14 protein-coding genes are annotated in these 17,584 nt (G+C 68.3%); 5 read left to right on the top strand and 9 right to left on the bottom strand.

Features of this window, described 5'->3' with window-relative positions; translation table 11 throughout:
* Nucleotides 1–10: 10 nt before the first annotated feature.
* From OG507_RS26460 to OG507_RS26435, 6 genes are all read right to left on the bottom strand, one after another.
* Nucleotides 11–949, bottom strand: a complete 939-nt coding sequence (locus OG507_RS26460; protein WP_327369665.1) for an ABC transporter permease — start codon at nt 947–949, stop codon at nt 11–13.
* Nucleotides 942–1,868 (bottom strand): ABC transporter permease, encoded by a 927-nt coding sequence (locus OG507_RS26455; RefSeq protein ID WP_327372098.1) that lies wholly within the window; start codon nt 1,866–1,868, stop codon nt 942–944. Before OG507_RS26455 ends, OG507_RS26460 begins: the two co-directional genes overlap by 8 nt.
* Nucleotides 1,869–2,009: 141 nt before the next feature.
* Nucleotides 2,010–3,647 (bottom strand): peptide ABC transporter substrate-binding protein, encoded by a 1,638-nt coding sequence (locus OG507_RS26450; protein ID WP_327369664.1) that lies wholly within the window; start codon nt 3,645–3,647, stop codon nt 2,010–2,012.
* A gap of 437 nt (nt 3,648–4,084) precedes the next feature.
* Nucleotides 4,085–5,956: a translational GTPase TypA gene (typA, locus tag OG507_RS26445; RefSeq protein ID WP_327369663.1), complete on the bottom strand. Its 1,872-nt coding sequence runs from the start codon at nt 5,954–5,956 to the stop codon at nt 4,085–4,087.
* Between the two features lie 138 nt (nt 5,957–6,094).
* Nucleotides 6,095–6,811 carry a hypothetical protein gene (locus OG507_RS26440; protein ID WP_327369662.1) on the bottom strand — a complete coding sequence of 239 codons (717 nt, stop codon included), beginning with the start codon at nt 6,809–6,811 and terminating at the stop codon, nt 6,095–6,097.
* A 287-nt stretch (nt 6,812–7,098) separates the two neighbouring features.
* On the bottom strand, nt 7,099–9,465 hold the full coding sequence (locus tag OG507_RS26435) for an ABC transporter family substrate-binding protein (protein WP_327369661.1): 2,367 nt from the start codon (nt 9,463–9,465) through the stop codon (nt 7,099–7,101).
* A gap of 284 nt (nt 9,466–9,749) precedes the next feature.
* Here OG507_RS26435 and OG507_RS26430 point away from each other — a divergent pair, with 284 nt between their 5' ends.
* From OG507_RS26430 to OG507_RS26420, 3 genes are read left to right on the top strand one after another with little or no spacing between them, the layout of a single operon-like run.
* Nucleotides 9,750–9,998, top strand: coding sequence for a hypothetical protein (locus OG507_RS26430; protein WP_327369660.1), 249 nt, complete (start codon nt 9,750–9,752; stop codon nt 9,996–9,998).
* A gap of 9 nt (nt 9,999–10,007) precedes the next feature.
* Nucleotides 10,008–10,853: a hypothetical protein gene (locus OG507_RS26425; protein ID WP_327369659.1), complete on the top strand. Its 846-nt coding sequence runs from the start codon at nt 10,008–10,010 to the stop codon at nt 10,851–10,853.
* Complete coding sequence (locus OG507_RS26420; RefSeq protein WP_327369658.1) at nt 10,854–12,770, top strand: fumarate reductase/succinate dehydrogenase flavoprotein subunit; 1,917 nt, start codon at nt 10,854–10,856, stop codon at nt 12,768–12,770.
* 62 nt (nt 12,771–12,832) lie between these two features.
* On the opposite strand, the gene OG507_RS26415 is transcribed toward OG507_RS26420, so the two are convergent.
* On the bottom strand, nt 12,833–14,038 hold the full coding sequence (locus tag OG507_RS26415; RefSeq protein ID WP_327369657.1) for an RNA-guided endonuclease InsQ/TnpB family protein: 1,206 nt from the start codon (nt 14,036–14,038) through the stop codon (nt 12,833–12,835).
* 293 nt (nt 14,039–14,331) lie between these two features.
* Between OG507_RS26415 and OG507_RS26410 the strand changes: the two genes are divergently transcribed.
* Nucleotides 14,332–15,105, top strand: a complete 774-nt coding sequence (locus OG507_RS26410) for a succinate dehydrogenase/fumarate reductase iron-sulfur subunit (RefSeq protein WP_327369656.1) — start codon at nt 14,332–14,334, stop codon at nt 15,103–15,105.
* Nucleotides 15,106–15,111: 6 nt separating this feature from the next.
* On the opposite strand, the gene OG507_RS26405 is transcribed toward OG507_RS26410, so the two are convergent.
* On the bottom strand, nt 15,112–15,666 hold the full coding sequence (locus OG507_RS26405; protein WP_327369655.1) for an isochorismatase family protein: 555 nt from the start codon (nt 15,664–15,666) through the stop codon (nt 15,112–15,114).
* A 153-nt stretch (nt 15,667–15,819) separates the two neighbouring features.
* On the bottom strand, nt 15,820–16,299 hold the full coding sequence (locus OG507_RS26400; protein ID WP_327369654.1) for a MarR family winged helix-turn-helix transcriptional regulator: 480 nt from the start codon (nt 16,297–16,299) through the stop codon (nt 15,820–15,822).
* 169 nt (nt 16,300–16,468) lie between these two features.
* Between OG507_RS26400 and OG507_RS26395 the strand changes: the two genes are divergently transcribed.
* On the top strand, nt 16,469–17,524 hold the full coding sequence (locus OG507_RS26395; protein ID WP_327369653.1) for a LacI family DNA-binding transcriptional regulator: 1,056 nt from the start codon (nt 16,469–16,471) through the stop codon (nt 17,522–17,524).
* Nucleotides 17,525–17,584 lie beyond the last annotated feature (60 nt).

The raw sequence follows: 17,584 nt of genomic DNA, 5'->3' as shown, positions 1-17,584 counted from the left end.
TACGTCTCCCTCAGCGCAGCTTGGGGTCAAGGGCGTCGCGCACGGCGTCGCCGAGCATGATGAACGCCAGCACGGTGATGCTCAGAGCGGCTGCGGGGAAGAACAGCACGTGCGGATCGTTGCGAATGACACCCGAGGCGGTCGAGATGTCGATGCCCCAGGAGATCGTCGGGTCCTGAAGACCGATACCCAGGTAGGACAGGGTGGCCTCGGCCCCGATGTACCCGCCGAGCGCGATCATCGAGACGACGAGCAGCGGCGCGAGCGCGTTGGGCAGCACATGCCGCATCAGGATCCGCCAGGTTCCCGCGCCGAGCGCCCGGGCCGCCTGGATGTAGTCGGCCGAGCGGATGGAGATGACGGAACCGCGCATGATGCGGGCCGACTGTGTCCAGCCGAGGAAGACCATCGACAGGACGACGACCCAGACCTTGCGGTCGGTGAAGGCGTTCAGGACGACCATGCTGCCGAGCAGGAAGGGGATGCCGAAGAAGATGTCGACGATGCGCGAGAGCAGTGCGTCCAGCCAGCCGCCGAAGTAGCCGGCCAGCATCCCGACCAGACCGCCGAAGACAGCGGTCAGCAGCGTCACGGAGACACCCACGATGACCGAGGCGCGAGCGCCGTAGACCACTCGGGTGTAGACGCTGCGGCCCTGGTTGTCGTATCCGAACCAGTCGGCCTGGAAGAAGTGCGAGTAGTTCGGCGGCGTGAGGAAGTGGTTCGTCAGGTCGCCGTCGCGCGGTGAGACATCGGTCAGGAGGCCGGGGGCCGCCACGACGAACAGGATCAGCAGGATCAGCACCGACGAGATCAGGAACAGCGGGTTGCGCCGCAGGTCCCGCAGGGCGTCCGACCACAGGCTGCCGGCGCGCTCCTTCTTCTGAGCCTTCGGCGTCTTGTCGGCCTCGTCCGCAGCGGCCTCCGGTGCGGTGAGAGTGTCAGGCATACCGGATCCTCGGGTCCAGGACCGCGTACAGCAGGTCGACGAGCAGGCTGGTGATGAGGAAGACGAGAACGATCACGGTCACTACACCGACGACGGTCGCGCCCTCGCGGCGGGTCAGGCCCTGATAGAGCAGATTGCCGACACCCTGCACATTGAAGATGCCCTCGGTGACGATCGCGCCGCCCATCAGTGCGCCCAGGTCGGTGCCGAGGAACGTGACGACGGGGATGAGGGAGTTGCGCATCAAGTGCACGCCCACCACACGCCGCCGGGGCAGGCCCTTGGCGACTGCGGTGCGCATGTAGTCGGCGCGCAAATTCTCCACGATCGACGTCCGCGAAAGTCTCGCCACATACGCGAGGGACAGTGTCGCCAACACGAAACCGGGCAGCAGGAGCTGACTGAAGTTGGTGTCGTCCTGGACCGAGGGTGTCACCCAGCCGAGGTTCGTGGCGAACACTTCTCGCAGGACATAGGCGAGCACGAAGACGGGAATCGAGATGACCAGCAGGGTGAAGACCATCACCATGTTGTCGACGAAACGCTTCGCGCGCAGACCGGCGAGCACACCGAGGCCGATGCCGAGCACGACCTCGATGACGAACGCCACCATGGTCAGGCGCAGGGTCGCCGGGAAGGCGATGGCCATCGAGTCACTGACGGGGCGCCCGGTGTAGGTGCTGCCGAAGTCGAAGTGGACCAGCTTGACCAGGTAGTCCCAGTACTGGTGCCACAGCGGCAGGTCGAGGCCGTACTGATGACGCAGGGCCGCTACCTGCGCCGGGTCGGCCGCTTTCTCTCCCCACAGTGCCCTGATGGGATCGCCGGGCAGGGCATACACCATGTAGAAGATGAGAAAGGTGGTTCCCAGGAATACCGGGATCATTTGGAGCAGTCGTCGTGCGACATAACGCCCCATCATGCCTCCATGTCAATCGCAGAGGCAGCCGACGGCGGCGTCCCCGGACTCATCCACGAGTCCAAGGCCCGCCCCCGCCGGCTGCTGTCGCTCCAGAGTGGCGCCGCCGAAACGGCGCCTACCGGAAACAGTCCCGAGTACTTACTTGGTCGCCTTCACCTTGATGGTGTTGTAGATCGGCGAACCGTCCTGGCCGAACTCAACGGTGCTCACGTTGTTGGAGTGGCCACCGTTGACGTTGTAGTACCAGAGCGGGATCGACGGCATGCTGTTGACCAGGGACTTCTCAGCGTCCTGGTACAGCTTCACCGACTCGTCCAGCGTCTTGGCGGCGTCGGCCTTCTTCGTCAGGGCGTCGAAGTCCTTGTTGGAGTAGCCGCCCTGGTTGCCCGCCGCACCCGTGCCGTACAGGTCACGGAGGAAGTTGGCGTTGACCGGGTAGTCGAGCACCCAGCCGGAACGGTAGATCGACTTGACCTGCTTGGCGTCACGCGCCTTCAGGTCGGCCTGGAAGTCGACCTTGGCGTCGCCGACGCAGTCGACACCGGTGGCCTGGCGGATGCTGTTGCAGACCGCGTCGACCCAGTCCTTGTGACCACCATCGGTGTTGTACTGGATGGAGATCTTGTTGCCCGGAACGCCGCCACCCTCCTTGATGAGGGCCTTGGCCTTCGCCGGGTCGAACGTCGTGATGTCGCCGGCCGCGCCGTCCTGGTAACCCAGAACGCCCTTGGCGACCCAGCCGGTGGCCGGGGTACGCAGACCGTTGAGGACCGTCTTGGTGATCGTGGCACGGTCGATCGCCATGGACAGACCCTGGATGACCTTGGGATCGACGTCCTTCCACTGCTTGCTGTAGTAAGCAATGCCGATCGTCGTGATGGCCGAGAACGGCTTGTTGACGGCTCGGTCGCCCAGGTCCTGCTGGAAGTTGGGCAGCGAAGCGGTCGGGATCTGGTCGACCACGTCCAGCTTGTCCGAGCGCAGGTCCGCGTAGGACGCCTCGGGGGTCGTGTAGTTCTTGAAGATCACGCCACCGTTCTGCGCGGCGTTGTCACCCTTGTACTTGTCGTACTTGGCGACCTCGATCGACTTCTTGTGCTCCCACTTGACGAACTTGTAGGCGCCGTTGCCGATCGGGGCCTCGCCCGCGGCCTTCGGGTCCTTGTAGAAGGACTCGGGCAGCGGCGAGAACACCGTGTACGCCAGCTTGTACTCGAAGTACGGCAGCGTGGTGGAGAGCTCGATGGTGAAGGTCTTGTCGTCGACGACCTTCAGACCGGACATGGTCTCGGCCTTCGGCGCACCCTTCTCCGGGTGGACATCGGCGTAGCCCTTGATGTCCGAGAACCAGGAGGCGTTCTGCTGGTTGTTCTTGGTGGCGGCGTCCCAGTTCCACGCGTCCACGTAGGACTTGGCGGTCACCGGAGTGCCGTCGTGGAAGGTCCAGCCGTCCTTGAGCTTGACGGTGAACGTCTTCGAGTCGGTGGTGGTGACGGACTCGGCGTTCTCCATCACGATCTTGCCGCTCTCGTCGTAGTCGACGAGCTGGGCGAAGACCGACTTGATGACGTCGGAGCCGTAGGACTCCATGACGTTGGCCGGCTGCAGCGGGTTCTGCGGCTCACCGGACGCCATCGTGACGATGCCGTTCGGGTCCCACTTCTGGCTCGCGTCGTCGCTGCCCGAACCGCCGTCCTTGCCGCCACCACAGGCCGTCGCGGCCAGGGCGATGAATGCCGCTCCCGCGACCCACTTGGCGCTCTTGGCACCACGCATGGGTTTCCTCCTCATGAGTCCACTTTTGACTACAAGAAAGGCACTGGAGTGATACACCGACACCCCTGACGGTGATCGTTTCAGTGCCTAGAGTGTGCTCGTGAGTCGGCACTCCCCACAGTGCGTGACCCATTGACCCGAGCTCAATGGAGCCAACTATTAAGTACGCCCGGGCCGTAAACCACACTTAAAGGGTCTCGGTTTGACAACATCAGCCACGCCCGGATGACCGAAATCCGGACAAACTGATCCCAGACAGACACGCCCGAAACGGACTGTTAACACATGTTCCGGAGAGCGACGCTCGATAACCGGACACCTCGGGCAGGAAATCGAGTTGACGAAACACCGGGGCCCCCACAGTGTCTGCGGGGGCCCCGGCCCGATGTCAATGGCTCAAACAGCTATTGCTGCGGACAGCAACTGCTGACGAGCCATCAGCGCTTGGCGCGCGACGCGGAGCGGCCGCGCTCCTTCTGGTCCAGGACGACCTTGCGGATACGGACCGTCTCCGGGGTCACCTCGATGCACTCGTCGTCGCGGCAGAACTCCAGCGACTGCTCGAGCGACAGCTTGCGGGCGGGCACCACGTTCTCCGTGGTGTCAGCGGAAGCCGCACGCATGTTGGTGAGCTTCTTCTCCTTGGTGATGTTCACGTCCATGTCGTCGGCGCGCGAGTTCTCGCCGATGATCATGCCCTCGTAGACCTCGGTGCCGGCCTCGGTGAAGATGACACCGCGCTCCTGGAGGTTGACCATCGCGAACGGCGTCACCGAACCCGAACGGTCCGCGACCAGCGAGCCGTTGTGACGGGTGCGCAGCTCGCCGAACCACGGCTCGTGGCCCTCGAAGAGGGAGTGCGCGATGCCCGTACCACGGGTCTGCGTCAGGAACTCCGTACGGAAACCGATCAGGCCGCGGGACGGGACGATCCACTCCATGCGGACCCAGCCCGACCCGTGGTTCGTCATCGTCTCCATGCGGCCCTTGCGGGTCGCCATCAGCTGCGTGATCGCACCGAGGTGCTCCTCGGGGGAGTCGATCGTCATACGCTCGATCGGCTCGTGCGTCTTGCCGTCGACCTGCTTGGTGACGACCTCCGGCTTGCCGACCGTGAGCTCGAAGCCCTCACGGCGCATCTGCTCGACGAGGATGGCCAGCGCGAGCTCACCACGGCCCTGGACCTCCCAGGCGTCGGGGCGCTCGGTCTCCAGGACACGGAGCGAGACGTTACCGACCAGCTCGCGGTCCAGACGGTCCTTGATCTGCCGGGCAGTGACCTTGTGGCCCTTGCCGCCCTTGCCGACCAGCGGCGAGGTGTTCGCACCGATGGTCATCGAGATGGCCGGCTCGTCGACCGTGATCAGCGGCAGCGCGATCGGGTTCTCGGGGTCGGCCAGGGTCTCGCCGATCATGATGTCCGGAATACCGGCGATCGCGCAGATGTCGCCCGGACCGGCCTTCTCGGCGGGCTTACGGGTGAGCGCCTCGGTCATCAGGAGCTCGGTGATGCGGACGTTGGACATCGAGCCGTCGCGCTTGATCCACGCGACGGTCTGGCCCTTGCGCAGCTCGCCCTGCTCGACACGGCACAGCGCGATACGGCCGAGGAAGTTGTCGGCGTCCAGGTTGGTGACGTGGGCCTGGAGGGGCGCGTCGTCGTCATACTCCGGGGCCGGGACCGCGGAGAGGATCGTGCTGAAGAACGGCTCCAGGCTGTCGCTGTCCTGCGGGACGGTCCCGTCCTCCGGCTTGGTCAGCGAGGCGACGCCGTCACGGGCACAGGCGTAGACGATCGGGAACTCGATCTGGTCCTCGTCGGCGTCCAGGTCCAGGAAGAGGTCGTACGTCTCGTCGATGACCTCGGCGATCCGGGAGTCCGGACGGTCCGTCTTGTTGATGCAGAGGATGACCGGCAGCTTGGCCGTCAGCGCCTTGCGGAGCACGAAGCGGGTCTGCGGGAGCGGGCCCTCCGACGCGTCGACCAGCAGGACGACCGCGTCCACCATCGACAGGCCGCGCTCGACCTCACCACCGAAGTCGGCGTGGCCGGGGGTGTCGATGATGTTGATGGTGATGACGTCGCCGCCATCCTTCGGGTGGTACTTGACGGCCGTGTTCTTGGCCAGGATCGTGATGCCCTTCTCACGCTCCAGGTCGTTCGAGTCCATCATGCGGTCGTCGAGGTGCTCGGCGGCGTGCGCGGCGAAGGCGCCCGCCTGCTTGAGCATGGCGTCGACCAGCGTGGTCTTGCCGTGGTCGACGTGGGCGACGATGGCTACGTTACGGATGTCGTGGCGCGTGGGCATGGGTGGCTTGCGCTTCTCTCGGATCGTGGGATCAGGCGTCTTGGTCGGTCTCAAGTCCTGGTACGCCCGCCGGGCGGACGCGCCACGGCTACCCCCCATGGTACGGGGCTGGCGCCGTGGCGGCTTCCCGGGCGAGTGTTACCGGCCGCAGGACAGGCGCCGGGCTTCGCGGGCGGCGGCCGATGCCTGCTTGCGGAGCGGCTCCTCGCAGTCCAGGATCCCGCTGCCCGCGCCGTTCCATGTCATGACATGCCCGACAGTCGGCTCACGGTGCCCGCCGGGCCCGCAGGTGTGGCGGAAGTCGGTCTCGATCAGCGAGAAGAAGCTGTACTGCACGAGCCGCCCGGGCCCGCTGACCTCGCCGCCGGCCGAGTCCAAGGGTGCGTAGTCCCCAGGTGCACCCAGCCCGGACCCACCGGTGGGGTCCTCCGCTGCTTCCGCTGCTTCCGCTGCTTCCTCCTTGTCCTCCTTGTCCGCGAGACCGAGGTGCAGGGCGAGGGCGAGGGCGAGCAGGACGGTGCCCTGGTCCGGCTTCGGGCCGTCGGTCCGGAGGTACGCCATGTCCGTACGCAGCCGCCGCATCGGCTCGGAGAACCTGGTGGGCCCGGCGGTGATGCGCTGGGGCTCGGTGACTCCGTTGAGCACCGACAGACGCTGGGTGTTGAACCAGGTGTACGTGCCGTCCGCGCAGGCCTGCGGACCGGTGGCGAGGGCCCGGTCCGCGCCGGTCCGCCCGGCGCTCGCCGAACCGGCCGGACGCGACGTCTCGCCGGTGGCTCCGTCGCTCGACGTACAGGCACCGGCACCCGCCAGCAGAGCCACGGCCGCAGCTGCGGCCGACAGTGTCCGCCTCATGTTTCCGCCCCCGTGATCAAGTCTTCCGGTGAATTCCACCGGTGGTGACGACCACGGTCCCGTCGGCGGGGCGGGCGGACGCGGGATTTGAGCAACTTCAGAGGTGGGGCTCCGAAGCGGCGGCTCTGAGGTGGGACCGGGAGCGGGGACTCCCGGGTGGGGGGGCTCAGAGGTGGGGGGATGGAGCGGCTGCCCGGGTCAGCAGGTAGGCACGACCTTGCCCGCCCCAGACCCCGGCAGGCAAGGGACTTGAGCCAGTTCTGAGCTTCGGGCGCCGTTCTGACCTGCTACTTCTTCGTATTTGCCGGAGGTCCGGCGACTTGCGGCTTCTTGAAGCCGATGTCCTGGTAATGGGGTGCGCCGAAGCCGAAGGCGCCCACGTTCACCAGCTTTCTGTCGGTCGCCACGAGCTGTGGGCGCTGATAGAGCGGAATCGATCCCGCGGCGGCCCAGATCCGGGCGTCCGCCTGCTTCATCAGGTCCCGGGCGTCCCCCTCGTCGAGCTCGGAGGCCGCCCTGTCGAAGAGCTGGTCGATGTGGTCCGTACCGACGCGGGTGTAGTTCTGCTCGACGAGCAGCGAGCCGTCGGTGGCGGGCACCGGCTTGGCGAAGATCGGGCGGTCGTCGGTGGCCGGGTAGGCGGTGGCGGGCCAGGAGTACAGCGCCATGTCGTAGTCGCCTGCGGCGATGTGGTCCTGGAAGTAGCTGTCGTCGGAGACCTTGGTGATGGCCGTGCGGATGCCGATCGAGTCGAGCATCGCCGAGATCTTGTCCCCGACGGCCCGCAGCGGCTCCGAGCCGGGACCGGCCGGCAGGACGAAGCGCAGGGTCAGCGCCTTGCCGTTCTTGCCGAGCGGGCCGCGGCGCGTGTCGGGGGCCTGAGCGGGGGCGGCGGTGCCCGCGGGGGCGTACGCACCGGTGGCGCCGCCCGGCCGCTGGTCCTGGGCCCCGACCTTTGCGGGGACCTCCTCGGAAGTGCCGGTCTCGGTCAGGTGGCCGGACTGGCGCAGCAGGGCGGCGCTGTGGACGGCGGCGGCGTTGGCGGGGGTGAGGATCTGGGGGGCGCGGACCTGGGAGGCGCTGGCCTGGGAGGCGCTGGCCTCGGGGGCGCGGCCGACGCCGTCGCCGGGCTTGCCGTCGTCCGGCTTGGCATCCGGCTTGGCGGACTTTTCGGGTGAGGCCGTCTTGTCGCCCTTACCTGCACCTGCCTCCTTCTCCTTCTCCTTCGCATCCTTCTTCTCGCCCTTGCTGCCCGCCTTGGCACCGCCCGGCTTCTTGATCGCGCCCTCCCGCGTCCAGCCCGCGTCGGCCAGCAGGGCCTGCGCCTCCTCGGTGTCCTGGCCACCGAGTGCGCTGCTGCTGTCCTTGTACCCCGGCTGCCCGACCAGGGCAAGATGGCTGCCGAGCGGTACGGCGGGCAGGCCGAGCGGTTTGAGTACGGTGTCGGCCAGCTCCTGGCGGTTCAGGGCCCGGGCGACCGCCCTGCGTACCCGGTCGTCGGCGAGCGGCCCGGACTCGCCGTTCAGCGCGAGCTGGGTGTAGGCGGGCTCCAGCGACTTGCGGACCACGTAACTGCGCAGCTTGCCCTGCTCTGCGGCGTACGCCTCGGCGGCCACCCGGTTCTTCTCCCTGGCCGCCCGGGCGGCCGCCGCCTCCGCCTCGTTCGAGCCGTGCGCCTCGGCCCAGGAGCGCAGTGCGGCGGCAGGGCCGGATCCGGAGCCGGGGCCCTGGGCGAGCGGCTGGCCGTTCCCGCCCGTGTCGCGGGCCGCCTGCACGATCCGGTGCGCGGCCGCGGCATCGATGTCGGCGACCTCGACCTTCCCCTCGATCAGGGCCTGGGCGCGGTCCTGCGGTGCGACGGCCCGGAAGACCAGCGAGTCGAGCTTGGCCCGGCCGCCCCACCAGCGCGGGTTGCGGACCAGGGTGACCTCGCCCTTCGCCGTGTCCACACCGCCCAGCAGGAACGGTCCCGAGGTGACCTTGAGAGTGGTCCGCGCCCCGTCGTTGAAGGCGCCGGGCGTGCCGGTCACCTCCTTGGGATACAGCGGGGAAAAGAGGGAGCGCCAGTCCGCGTACGGCTTGGCGAAGGTGACCCGGACCTCCTGGTCGTCGGCGCCGCGCTCGATCTTCTCGATCCGCTCGTAGCCGGCGTTGCGGGCGGTCCAGTACGCCGAGTCCTTGCCGTTCAGCGCCCGCCACTGGGCCAGGAAATCGGCCGCCCCGATGCCCCGGCCGTCGCTCCACACCGCCTGCGGGTTGATCCGGTAGAGCACCACCTGCCTGGGCTCGCGCTCGACCACCTTCGCGGACTCCAGATAGTCCGGATTGGCCCGCGGCGTGCCCTTGGCGTCCAGTGGGAAGAGCGTCGGCAGCAGGGCGCCGGTGATGCGGGTGGTGGAGCTGTCGGCGTCGGCCTGGAAGGTGTTGAGGGTGGCGGGAACGGAGTCGATCGCCCAGTTGACCGTGCCCCCCGGGGCGACCAGGCTCCGGGCCGAGACCGCGATGTCCTGGGGGGTGACGACCCCGGCCGATCCGCCGCCGCCGTCGGAGCCGCTGCAGCCGGCCAGTACGGGGAGCGTCAGCACGCCCGTCGTGAGGAGCGCGAGCGAGCGGCGCTTTCGGGCCGTCCCCCGCGGGACGCCGACGTGGGACATGGCTGATACCTCCGGGGCCGGCCCGGCCCACCCGCACGCGGATGGGCAGGATTGTGCGTTTCTGGTGGCATATGCAGTTGATCACACTGGTTCCGCCCGTCCACTGAAGGCGCCCCCGCGCGAGAGGCGGCGCAGACACGGCGTCATCGCCCAAAACCTCACCCGTGCGGGGGATCACGCCGCGAGACCGGGCAGGTCCGCACTCTTCACAACCGGGGTGTGACGCGCGACACTCTCAGGCGCATGAACATGACCACCCGCGACCGCGGAAGTGAGAGCAAGTCATGTCACTGCACGAAGAATTGACGGCGGTTCAGCACTGCCTCGACGACCTGGTACGCACCGTCGGCCGGCTGGAGCGGAGTCTCGCGCGGCTGCGCGAGGCGGAAGCCGGGCCGGCGCCGCTCGCAGCCACAGGTCGCACCGGACCCGTAGACGGCGTCATCACGATCAGCGAAACGCCGTACGACGCCACCCTGTGGACGGACTCGGACGACGAAGGTCTGGGCGTCCGGGGCCGGCACGCCCCCTAGGAGAGTTCCTTGGCCACCGGTACGGAAACAGGAACAGGAACGGAACCACCCCGCCCAAGGGGCGCGGCAGGCGTCCACCACGCCTCCCGGGCCGCCATCGCCGCCCGCCATCTGCGCACCGATCGCTGGTGGCTGGCGCCCGCGGCGACCGCGGGCGGGCTGCTCGCCTTCATCGTCTACTCGACCTGGCGGGCCTTCTCGAACGCGGACTACTACGCGGCCCCCTATGTGTCGCCGTTCTACTCGCCCTGCCTGGCGGAGAACTGCGCCCCCATGCGGCACGGCCCGAACTGGGAGCTCTTCGGCAACTGGTGGGGCCTCTCCCCCGCCCTGCTGATCCTGATCTTCCCGCTGGGCTTCCGGCTGACCTGCTACTACTACCGCAAGGCCTACTACCGGGGCTTCTGGGCCTCGCCCCCGGCCTGCGCGGTCGCCGAGCCGCACACGAAGTACACCGGCGAGACCCGCTTCCCGCTGATCATGCAGAACATCCACCGGTACTTCTTCTACGCCGCGCTGCCGGTCGCCGGGATCCTCACGTACGACACCGTGCTCTCCTTCCGCGACGAGCACTACGCCTGGGGCCACATGGGCCTCGGCTCCCTGATCTTCCTGGTCAACATCGTGCTGATCTGGGCGTACACCCTGTCCTGCCACTCCTGCCGCCACATCATCGGCGGCCGGCTGCGGCACTTCTCCAAGCACCCCGTGCGCTACCGGCTGTGGGGCTGGGCGGGCCGGCTCAACGCCCGGCACATGCTGCTCGCCTGGTCCTCGCTGATCAGCGTGGCGCTCGCCGACTTCTACGTCTGTCTCGTCGCCTCCGGCGCCTTCGACGATCCGAGGTTTTTCTGAATGACAGAGCTCGAACGGCAGCAGTGGGACGTCGTCGTGGTCGGTGCCGGAGGCGCCGGGCTGCGCGCCGCCATCGAGGCGAGGGAGCGCGGCGCCCGTACCGCGGTCATCTGCAAATCGCTCTTCGGCAAGGCGCACACCGTCATGGCGGAGGGCGGAATCGCCGCCTCCATGGGCAATGTGAACTCCGGGGACAACTGGCAGGTGCACTTCCGCGACACCATGCGCGGCGGAAAGTTCCTCAACCAGTGGCGGATGGCGGAGCTGCACGCCAAGGAGGCACCGGACCGGGTCTGGGAGCTGGAGACCTGGGGCGCGCTCTTCGACCGTACGCCGGACGGAAAGATCTCCCAGCGCAACTTCGGCGGCCATGAGTACCCTCGGCTCGCCCACGTCGGGGACCGCACCGGCCTCGAACTGATCCGCACCCTCCAGCAGAAGATCGTCTCGCTGCAGCAGGAGGACCACCGCGAACACGGCGACTACGAAGCCCGGTTGAAGGTCTTCCAGGAGTGCACGGTGACCCGTGTCCTCAAGGACGGGGACCGGGTGTCGGGCACCTTCTGCTACGAGCGCGAGTCCGGCCGCTTCTTCGTGCTCGAAGCCCCCGCGGTCGTCCTCGCCACCGGCGGCATCGGCAAGTCCTTCAAGGTGACGTCGAACTCCTGGGAGTACACCGGCGACGGTCACGCCCTCGCCCTGCTGGCGGGCGCACCGCTGCTGAACATGGAGTTCGTGCAGTTCCATCCGACCGGCATGGTCTGGCCCCCGTCGGTGAAGGGGATCCTCGTCACCGAGTCGGTGCGCGGGGACGGCGGGGTGCTGCGCAACTCCGAGGGCAAGCGGTTCATGTTCGACTACGTCCCCGATGTGTTCAAGGAGAAGTACGCGCAGTCGGAGGAGGAGGGCGACCGCTGGTACGAGGACCCGGACCACAACCGCCGCCCGCCCGAACTGCTGCCGCGCGACGAGGTCGCCCGCGCGATCAACTCCGAGGTGAAGGCCGGCCGGGGCTCGCCGCACGGCGGGGTGTTCCTGGATGTGTCGACCCGGATGCCCGCGGAGACGATCCGGCGGCGGCTGCCCTCGATGTACCACCAGTTCAAGGAGCTGGCGGATGTCGACATCACGGCGGAGGCGATGGAGGTCGGCCCGACCTGCCACTACGTCATGGGCGGGATCGCCGTCGAATCGGACAGCGCTGCGGCCGTCGGCGTGCCCGGTCTGTACGCGGCGGGCGAGGTCGCGGGCGGCATGCACGGCTCCAACCGGCTCGGCGGGAACTCCCTCTCCGACCTGCTGGTCTTCGGGCGGCGGGCCGGGCTGCACGCCGCCGAGTACGCGGCCGGACTGTCCGCCGCCCCCGAGGTGGATGACGAGCAGATCGACGAGGCAGCGGCGGAGGCCCTGCGTCCGTTCAGCGCGGGGGGCCTGGAGGACGGGGCGACGGCCGAGAATCCGTACACCCTCCACCAGGAACTCCAGCAGACGATGAACGACCTGGTCGGCATCATCCGGCGGGCGCCCGAGATGGAACAGGCCCTGGAGAAGCTGGCCGCCCTGCGGGTACGGGCGCACCGCGCCGGGGTCGAGGGGCACCGGCAGTTCAACCCCGGCTGGCACCTCGCCCTGGACCTGCGGAACATGCTGCTGGTCAGCGAGTGCATCGCGCGGGCCGCACTGGAGCGTACGGAGAGCCGGGGCGGTCACACCCGCGAGGACTGTCCCACGATGGAACGCTCCTGGCGCCCGGCCAATCTGCTGTGCCGGCTGGCGGCCAAGAGCGCCGAGGGCGCTTCGGGCGGCCGCATCGAACTCGTACGCAAGACGACCGACCCCATCCGTGCGGATCTGCTCTCCCTCTTCGAGAAGGAGGAGCTGGTCAAGTACCTGGCCGAAGAGGAGCTGTACGATTGAATGCTTCCTTCCTCGAAGGGAGGGGTTTCCCCCTCTCCACGGGACGTGCGGGAATTCCTGGCTCACGCCGCCTGTCGGGCCTGCGGCCCGTCAGGTCTTCTGCGATCAGCACCAGCCGGGTTCAGACCTGCCCGGACGAGCATCACGTGGGCGGAGTTCTTGTCCCTCGGGGAGACAGCTCCGCACGCGGTGCAGGTGTAAGTGCGTTCCGACAACGGCAGTGCGTGCTTGGTTCTCACTCCGCAGTGCGCGCAGTCCATGGTGGTGTGCGCGGGGTGCACCAGGTGCACTGCGCGCCCATGCTTGTGGCCCATCTCGATCAAGCATGTCTTTGTCGCCGAGATAGAGGCGTCGGCGGACTTGCGGGCCATCGTGGACTTGGCGAGGAACTTCGGGCGGAAATCCTCGACGGCAATCCGGTCGAAGTCCCGGACAATCTTCTTGGCCCACTTGCGGGCAGTGTCCTGGCGCTGCCGAGCCACCTTCTTGTGGACCTTGGCAGCCTGCCTCTTCGCCTTCCGGTAGCCCTTGGAGGCGGCCTGCCCTCGCGTGGGTTTACGGCGAGCCATCTGCCGTTGGTAGCAGGCCAGGCGCCTGGCGGACTTCCTGCCGTGCTCCGGGTGGGCGAGGTCGTGGTCATTGCTGGTGGTGGTCGCAGTCTCCTTCACGCCCCAGTCGATACCGATCACCGCGCCGGTCTCCGGCAAGGGCTGCGCCTGGATCCTGACCACGAAGGAGGCGTACCAGTGCCCGAGGCTGTCGCGGTGGATCCGGACGCTCGACGGGGCCGTGGGAAGGTCCCGGGACCAGACGACGGTCAAAACGATGCCGCCCGCCACGTGCAGGCGTCCGTTCTTCAACCGGAAGCCGCGCACGCTGTAGTTCAGAGTCGGGTCGGCCTCGGATTTCTTCTTGAACCTGGGCATGCCCGCGCGCTGCCGCAGGGGAAGCCGTTCCTTAATGTCCTTCAGTGCCTTGGCGCGGGACTTGGCGAAGTCGCGGATGGTCTGCTGCTGCGGGACCGATGCCCCGGCGCCAAGCCAGGAAAGCTCAGCACGCCAGCCGGTCAACCGCTTGTCCAGCCCGGCCGGACCGCACTTCTCACGGGCCTTGCTCGCGGCCTTGGACTGGGCGACGCATTCGTTCCACACCCACCGGCAGCGGTCCCACTCACGAAGTAACGCTGCCAGTGCGGTCGACGACACGCGCAGGCGGTAGGTGTACCGGACGCTACCGGCGTCCTCACCACTCCCAATTGATGTCGTCATACCGCCGCTTTAGTACTAACACAGCGTCGTCATGCAATTACTCTGGAGTCATGGATGAACAAACCCGCATCACACTCCGACCGCCCGCAGACCTTCACGCCCGCCTGGTCGAGCGCGCCAAGTGAGACTGGCGGTCTCTCAGCTCTGAGATCGCACACCTCTTGGAGGTCGCACTCCGCACCGCCACCCGCCAGACCGGTCCGCCTGGCCGGGAACCGGCTTGCCGGGCCCCGCCACGCGGGAAGCAGGATTCCACCCCAGCCCGAAGCCCTAGGCAATCTCCGGGAGGTCAAGTGAGCAGCTACAACGCGCAGTTCAGGGTGTGGCGCGGGGACGGGGACGGCGGTGATCTGGAGGACTTCGAGGTCGAGGTCAACGACGGCGAGGTCGTCCTCGACATCATCCACCGGATCCAGTCCACCCAGGCGGGCGACCTCGCGGTGCGCTGGAACTGCAAGGCGGGCAAGTGCGGTTCGTGCAGCGCGGAGATCAACGGGCGGCCGCGGCTGATGTGCATGACCCGGATGTCGGTGTTCAACCGGGAGGAGACGATCACCGTCACCCCGCTGCGGGCCTTCCCGGTCGTCCGCGACCTGGTGACGGATGTGACGTTCAACTACGCCAAGGCGCGGGAAGTGCCCGCCTTCGTACCGCCACAGGGCGTGAAGGCGGGCGACTACCGGATGCAGCAGGTCGATGTGGACCGCTCGCAGGAGTTCCGCAAGTGCATCGAGTGCTTCCTGTGCCAGGACACCTGCCATGTGGTGCGCGACCACGAGGAGAACAAGTCGGCGTTCGCCGGACCGCGCTTCCTTATGCGGATCGCCGAGCTGGACATGCACCCCCTGGACGCCGCAGCCGAGTCGGGACTCGACCGGAAGGCGACGGCCCAGGAGGAGCACGGGCTCGGCTACTGCAACATCACGAAGTGCTGTACGGAGGTGTGCCCCGAACACATCAGGATCACCGACAATGCGCTGATCCCGCTGAAGGAGCGGGCGGTGGACCGCAAGTACGACCCGCTGGTGTGGCTGGGGAACAGGATCCGACGGCGGGAGACTCCCTGAGGCCGGTCAGCCGAGCAGCTTGACGATCGCCTCGGTGGTGTCCGTCTCGCCGAGCCTCGGGAAGATCTTCTCGGTGCTGTTGATGTGGGAGCCGCCGTCCATGTCGGTGACCGCGTCCGTGACGACGGTGACGTTGTAGCCGTGCTCGTGAGCGGACCGGGCGGTGGACTCGACCCCGATGCTCGTCGCGACTCCCGTCACCACGACCTGGGTGACGCCGCGGCGGCGCAGCTGAAGGTCGAGATCGGTGCCGTAGAAGGCGCCCCACTGCTGCTTGGTGACCACGATGTCGCCCTCGCTCGGGCCGAGTTCGGGGACGATCTCGGCCCAGTCGGCGGCGGGCTGCCCGGAGCGCTGGGGGCCCTCGGTGCGGCCGGGGGCGCCGGCGGTGACACGGACCAGGACGACGGGGAGGCCCTTGGCGCGGAAGGCGTCGGCGAGGGTCGCGGAGTTGGCGACGACGTCGGCGGCGGGGTGGGGGGCGGTGGGCAGGCCGACGATGCCCTTCTGGAGATCGACGACGACCAGGGCGGTGTTCGGGTCGAGGGTGGTGGCGGTCATGGTGGTGCTCCCTCCGAGGGGTGGATCGATGGGCGAGGTTCGGTGTGGCGGGCGCGGAATCCGGGGGCGGATGTCGTTACGGGGGCGCGTCGCGGCCGGACAGTCAGCCGGTCAACCCCGGGGCGGCTGGGGTGGTTGGGGCGGCTGGGGCGGTCACCTCTCGACCAGTCGGTCCAGCAGATCCGCCGTCTCGGCGACCGTCCGACGTTCGGCCCCGTCGAGCTCGGCGGCGATGGCCTCGGCGAGCCAGTTGTGCTTGGCGGCGCGGACCGCGGTGAGCGTCGCGAGCCCCGTGTCCGTGATCGACATCACCGACTTGCGGCCGTCCGCCGGGTCAGGTGCCCGCCCGACGAGCCCCTGGCTCTCCAGCGCGCCGAGGGTCAGCCGCATGGACTGCGGACGTACGTACTCGGCGCGGGCCAGCGCGGCCGTGGTGGCCGGGCCCTCGCGGTCCAGTCTGGTGAGCACGGAGCGCTGCGTCGGTGTGAGCAGGCTGTCCGACGACGTGGTGCGCAGCCGCCGCAGCAGTCGGCCGACCGCGGCGGTGAGCTGCGTCGCCACCTGCTCGGCGCCCGGCTCGGGGACGAGCTCGGCGCGAGGGTCTGACGGCATGGCTTCGGTCCGTTCCCGCATGCCTTCACCGTAAAAGATGTACAGGCCAACTTGCAAGGTTGCCTGTCGAATTTTTGCGGTCTTGCCCGTCATGCGGCCTGCGATCTAGGGTGAATGCGCTTTCAGAAAAGGTTCGGTACGTGCAACAGCAGGTGCTTGGGTACGGAAGAAGAAGCGGACGGTCGGTCCAGTGAGCGCACCAACGGTGTACGACGTCGCCGAGCGGTCGGGCGTCTCCATTGCCACGGTCTCGCGGGTCTACCGCACCCCCGATTCGGTACGCGCCCAGACCCGCGAGCGGGTCCTCGAAGCCGCCCGCCAGCTCGGTTACGTACCCAGCGGGAACGCCCGGGGCCTGGCCAGCCGGACCACCGGCGTGCTCGGTCTCTGCTTCCCCGACTACGCCGACGCCGACGCGGAGGCCGACGCAGAGGCGGACAGCGACGCCGACGACGCGGTGATGCTCTACTCCGACCAGATCATCCGCGGCATGGAGCGGGCGGCGCGGCGGCACGGTTACGCGCTGCTGATCGCCGCCTCGCTGGAGGGCGGTCCGGAGAGCCTCGTCGCGAAGGTCGCGGGACGGGTCGACGGCTTCGCGGTGCTGGCCCAGACCGTGCCGACCGAGGACCTCGAAGTGATCTCGCGCCGGCTGCCGGTGGTGATGCTCGCCGGGCCCCGCGAGATCGACCATCTCGACCACATCGTCGTCGCGAACGCTGACGGGGAGCGCGAACTGGCCCGCCATCTGATCGAGGACCACGGGCTGCGCAGGCTCGCCTTCATCGGGGGCGACGTCGCATCGCCGGACGCCGAGGCGCGGTTCCGCGGCTTCCAGGAGGCGTGCCGCGACGCCGGGCTGCCGGTGCCCGCCGAGCCGGACCTGCGGACCGAGATGATGACGCAGGCAGAGGGCGCGCGGGCGGTGGAGGAGCTGCTCGACCGGGCACCGAAGCGGCCTCAGGGCGTGCTGTTCGCCAATGACCAGATGGCGGTGGGCGCACTGCGCGCGCTGGAGCGGCGCGGGGTGCGGGTGCCGGAGGACATCGCGGTGACCGGCTTCGACGGGATCCCGCTGAGCCGGATCGTACGACCGCCGCTGACGACCGTACGCCAGCCGATCCGCCAACTCGGCGAGCAGGCGGTCGAGCTGCTGGTACAACGCCTGGCCAACAGCGGCCGCGACCCGGTATCGCTGATGCTCCCGGTCTCCGTGATCCACCGAGCAAGCTGCGGCTGCCCGTAACGAGAACCCGCCCGCGCAATTCAAGCCCGTCCGGCGATCGAGGACGAAACTCTCGCCCGG

It is taken from the genome of Streptomyces sp. NBC_01217 (genome assembly GCF_035994185.1).
Lineage (GTDB): Bacteria > Actinomycetota > Actinomycetes > Streptomycetales > Streptomycetaceae > Streptomyces.
Note: the sequence above shows the minus strand (reverse complement) of the source record. Positions and strands in the feature narration are given on the sequence as shown.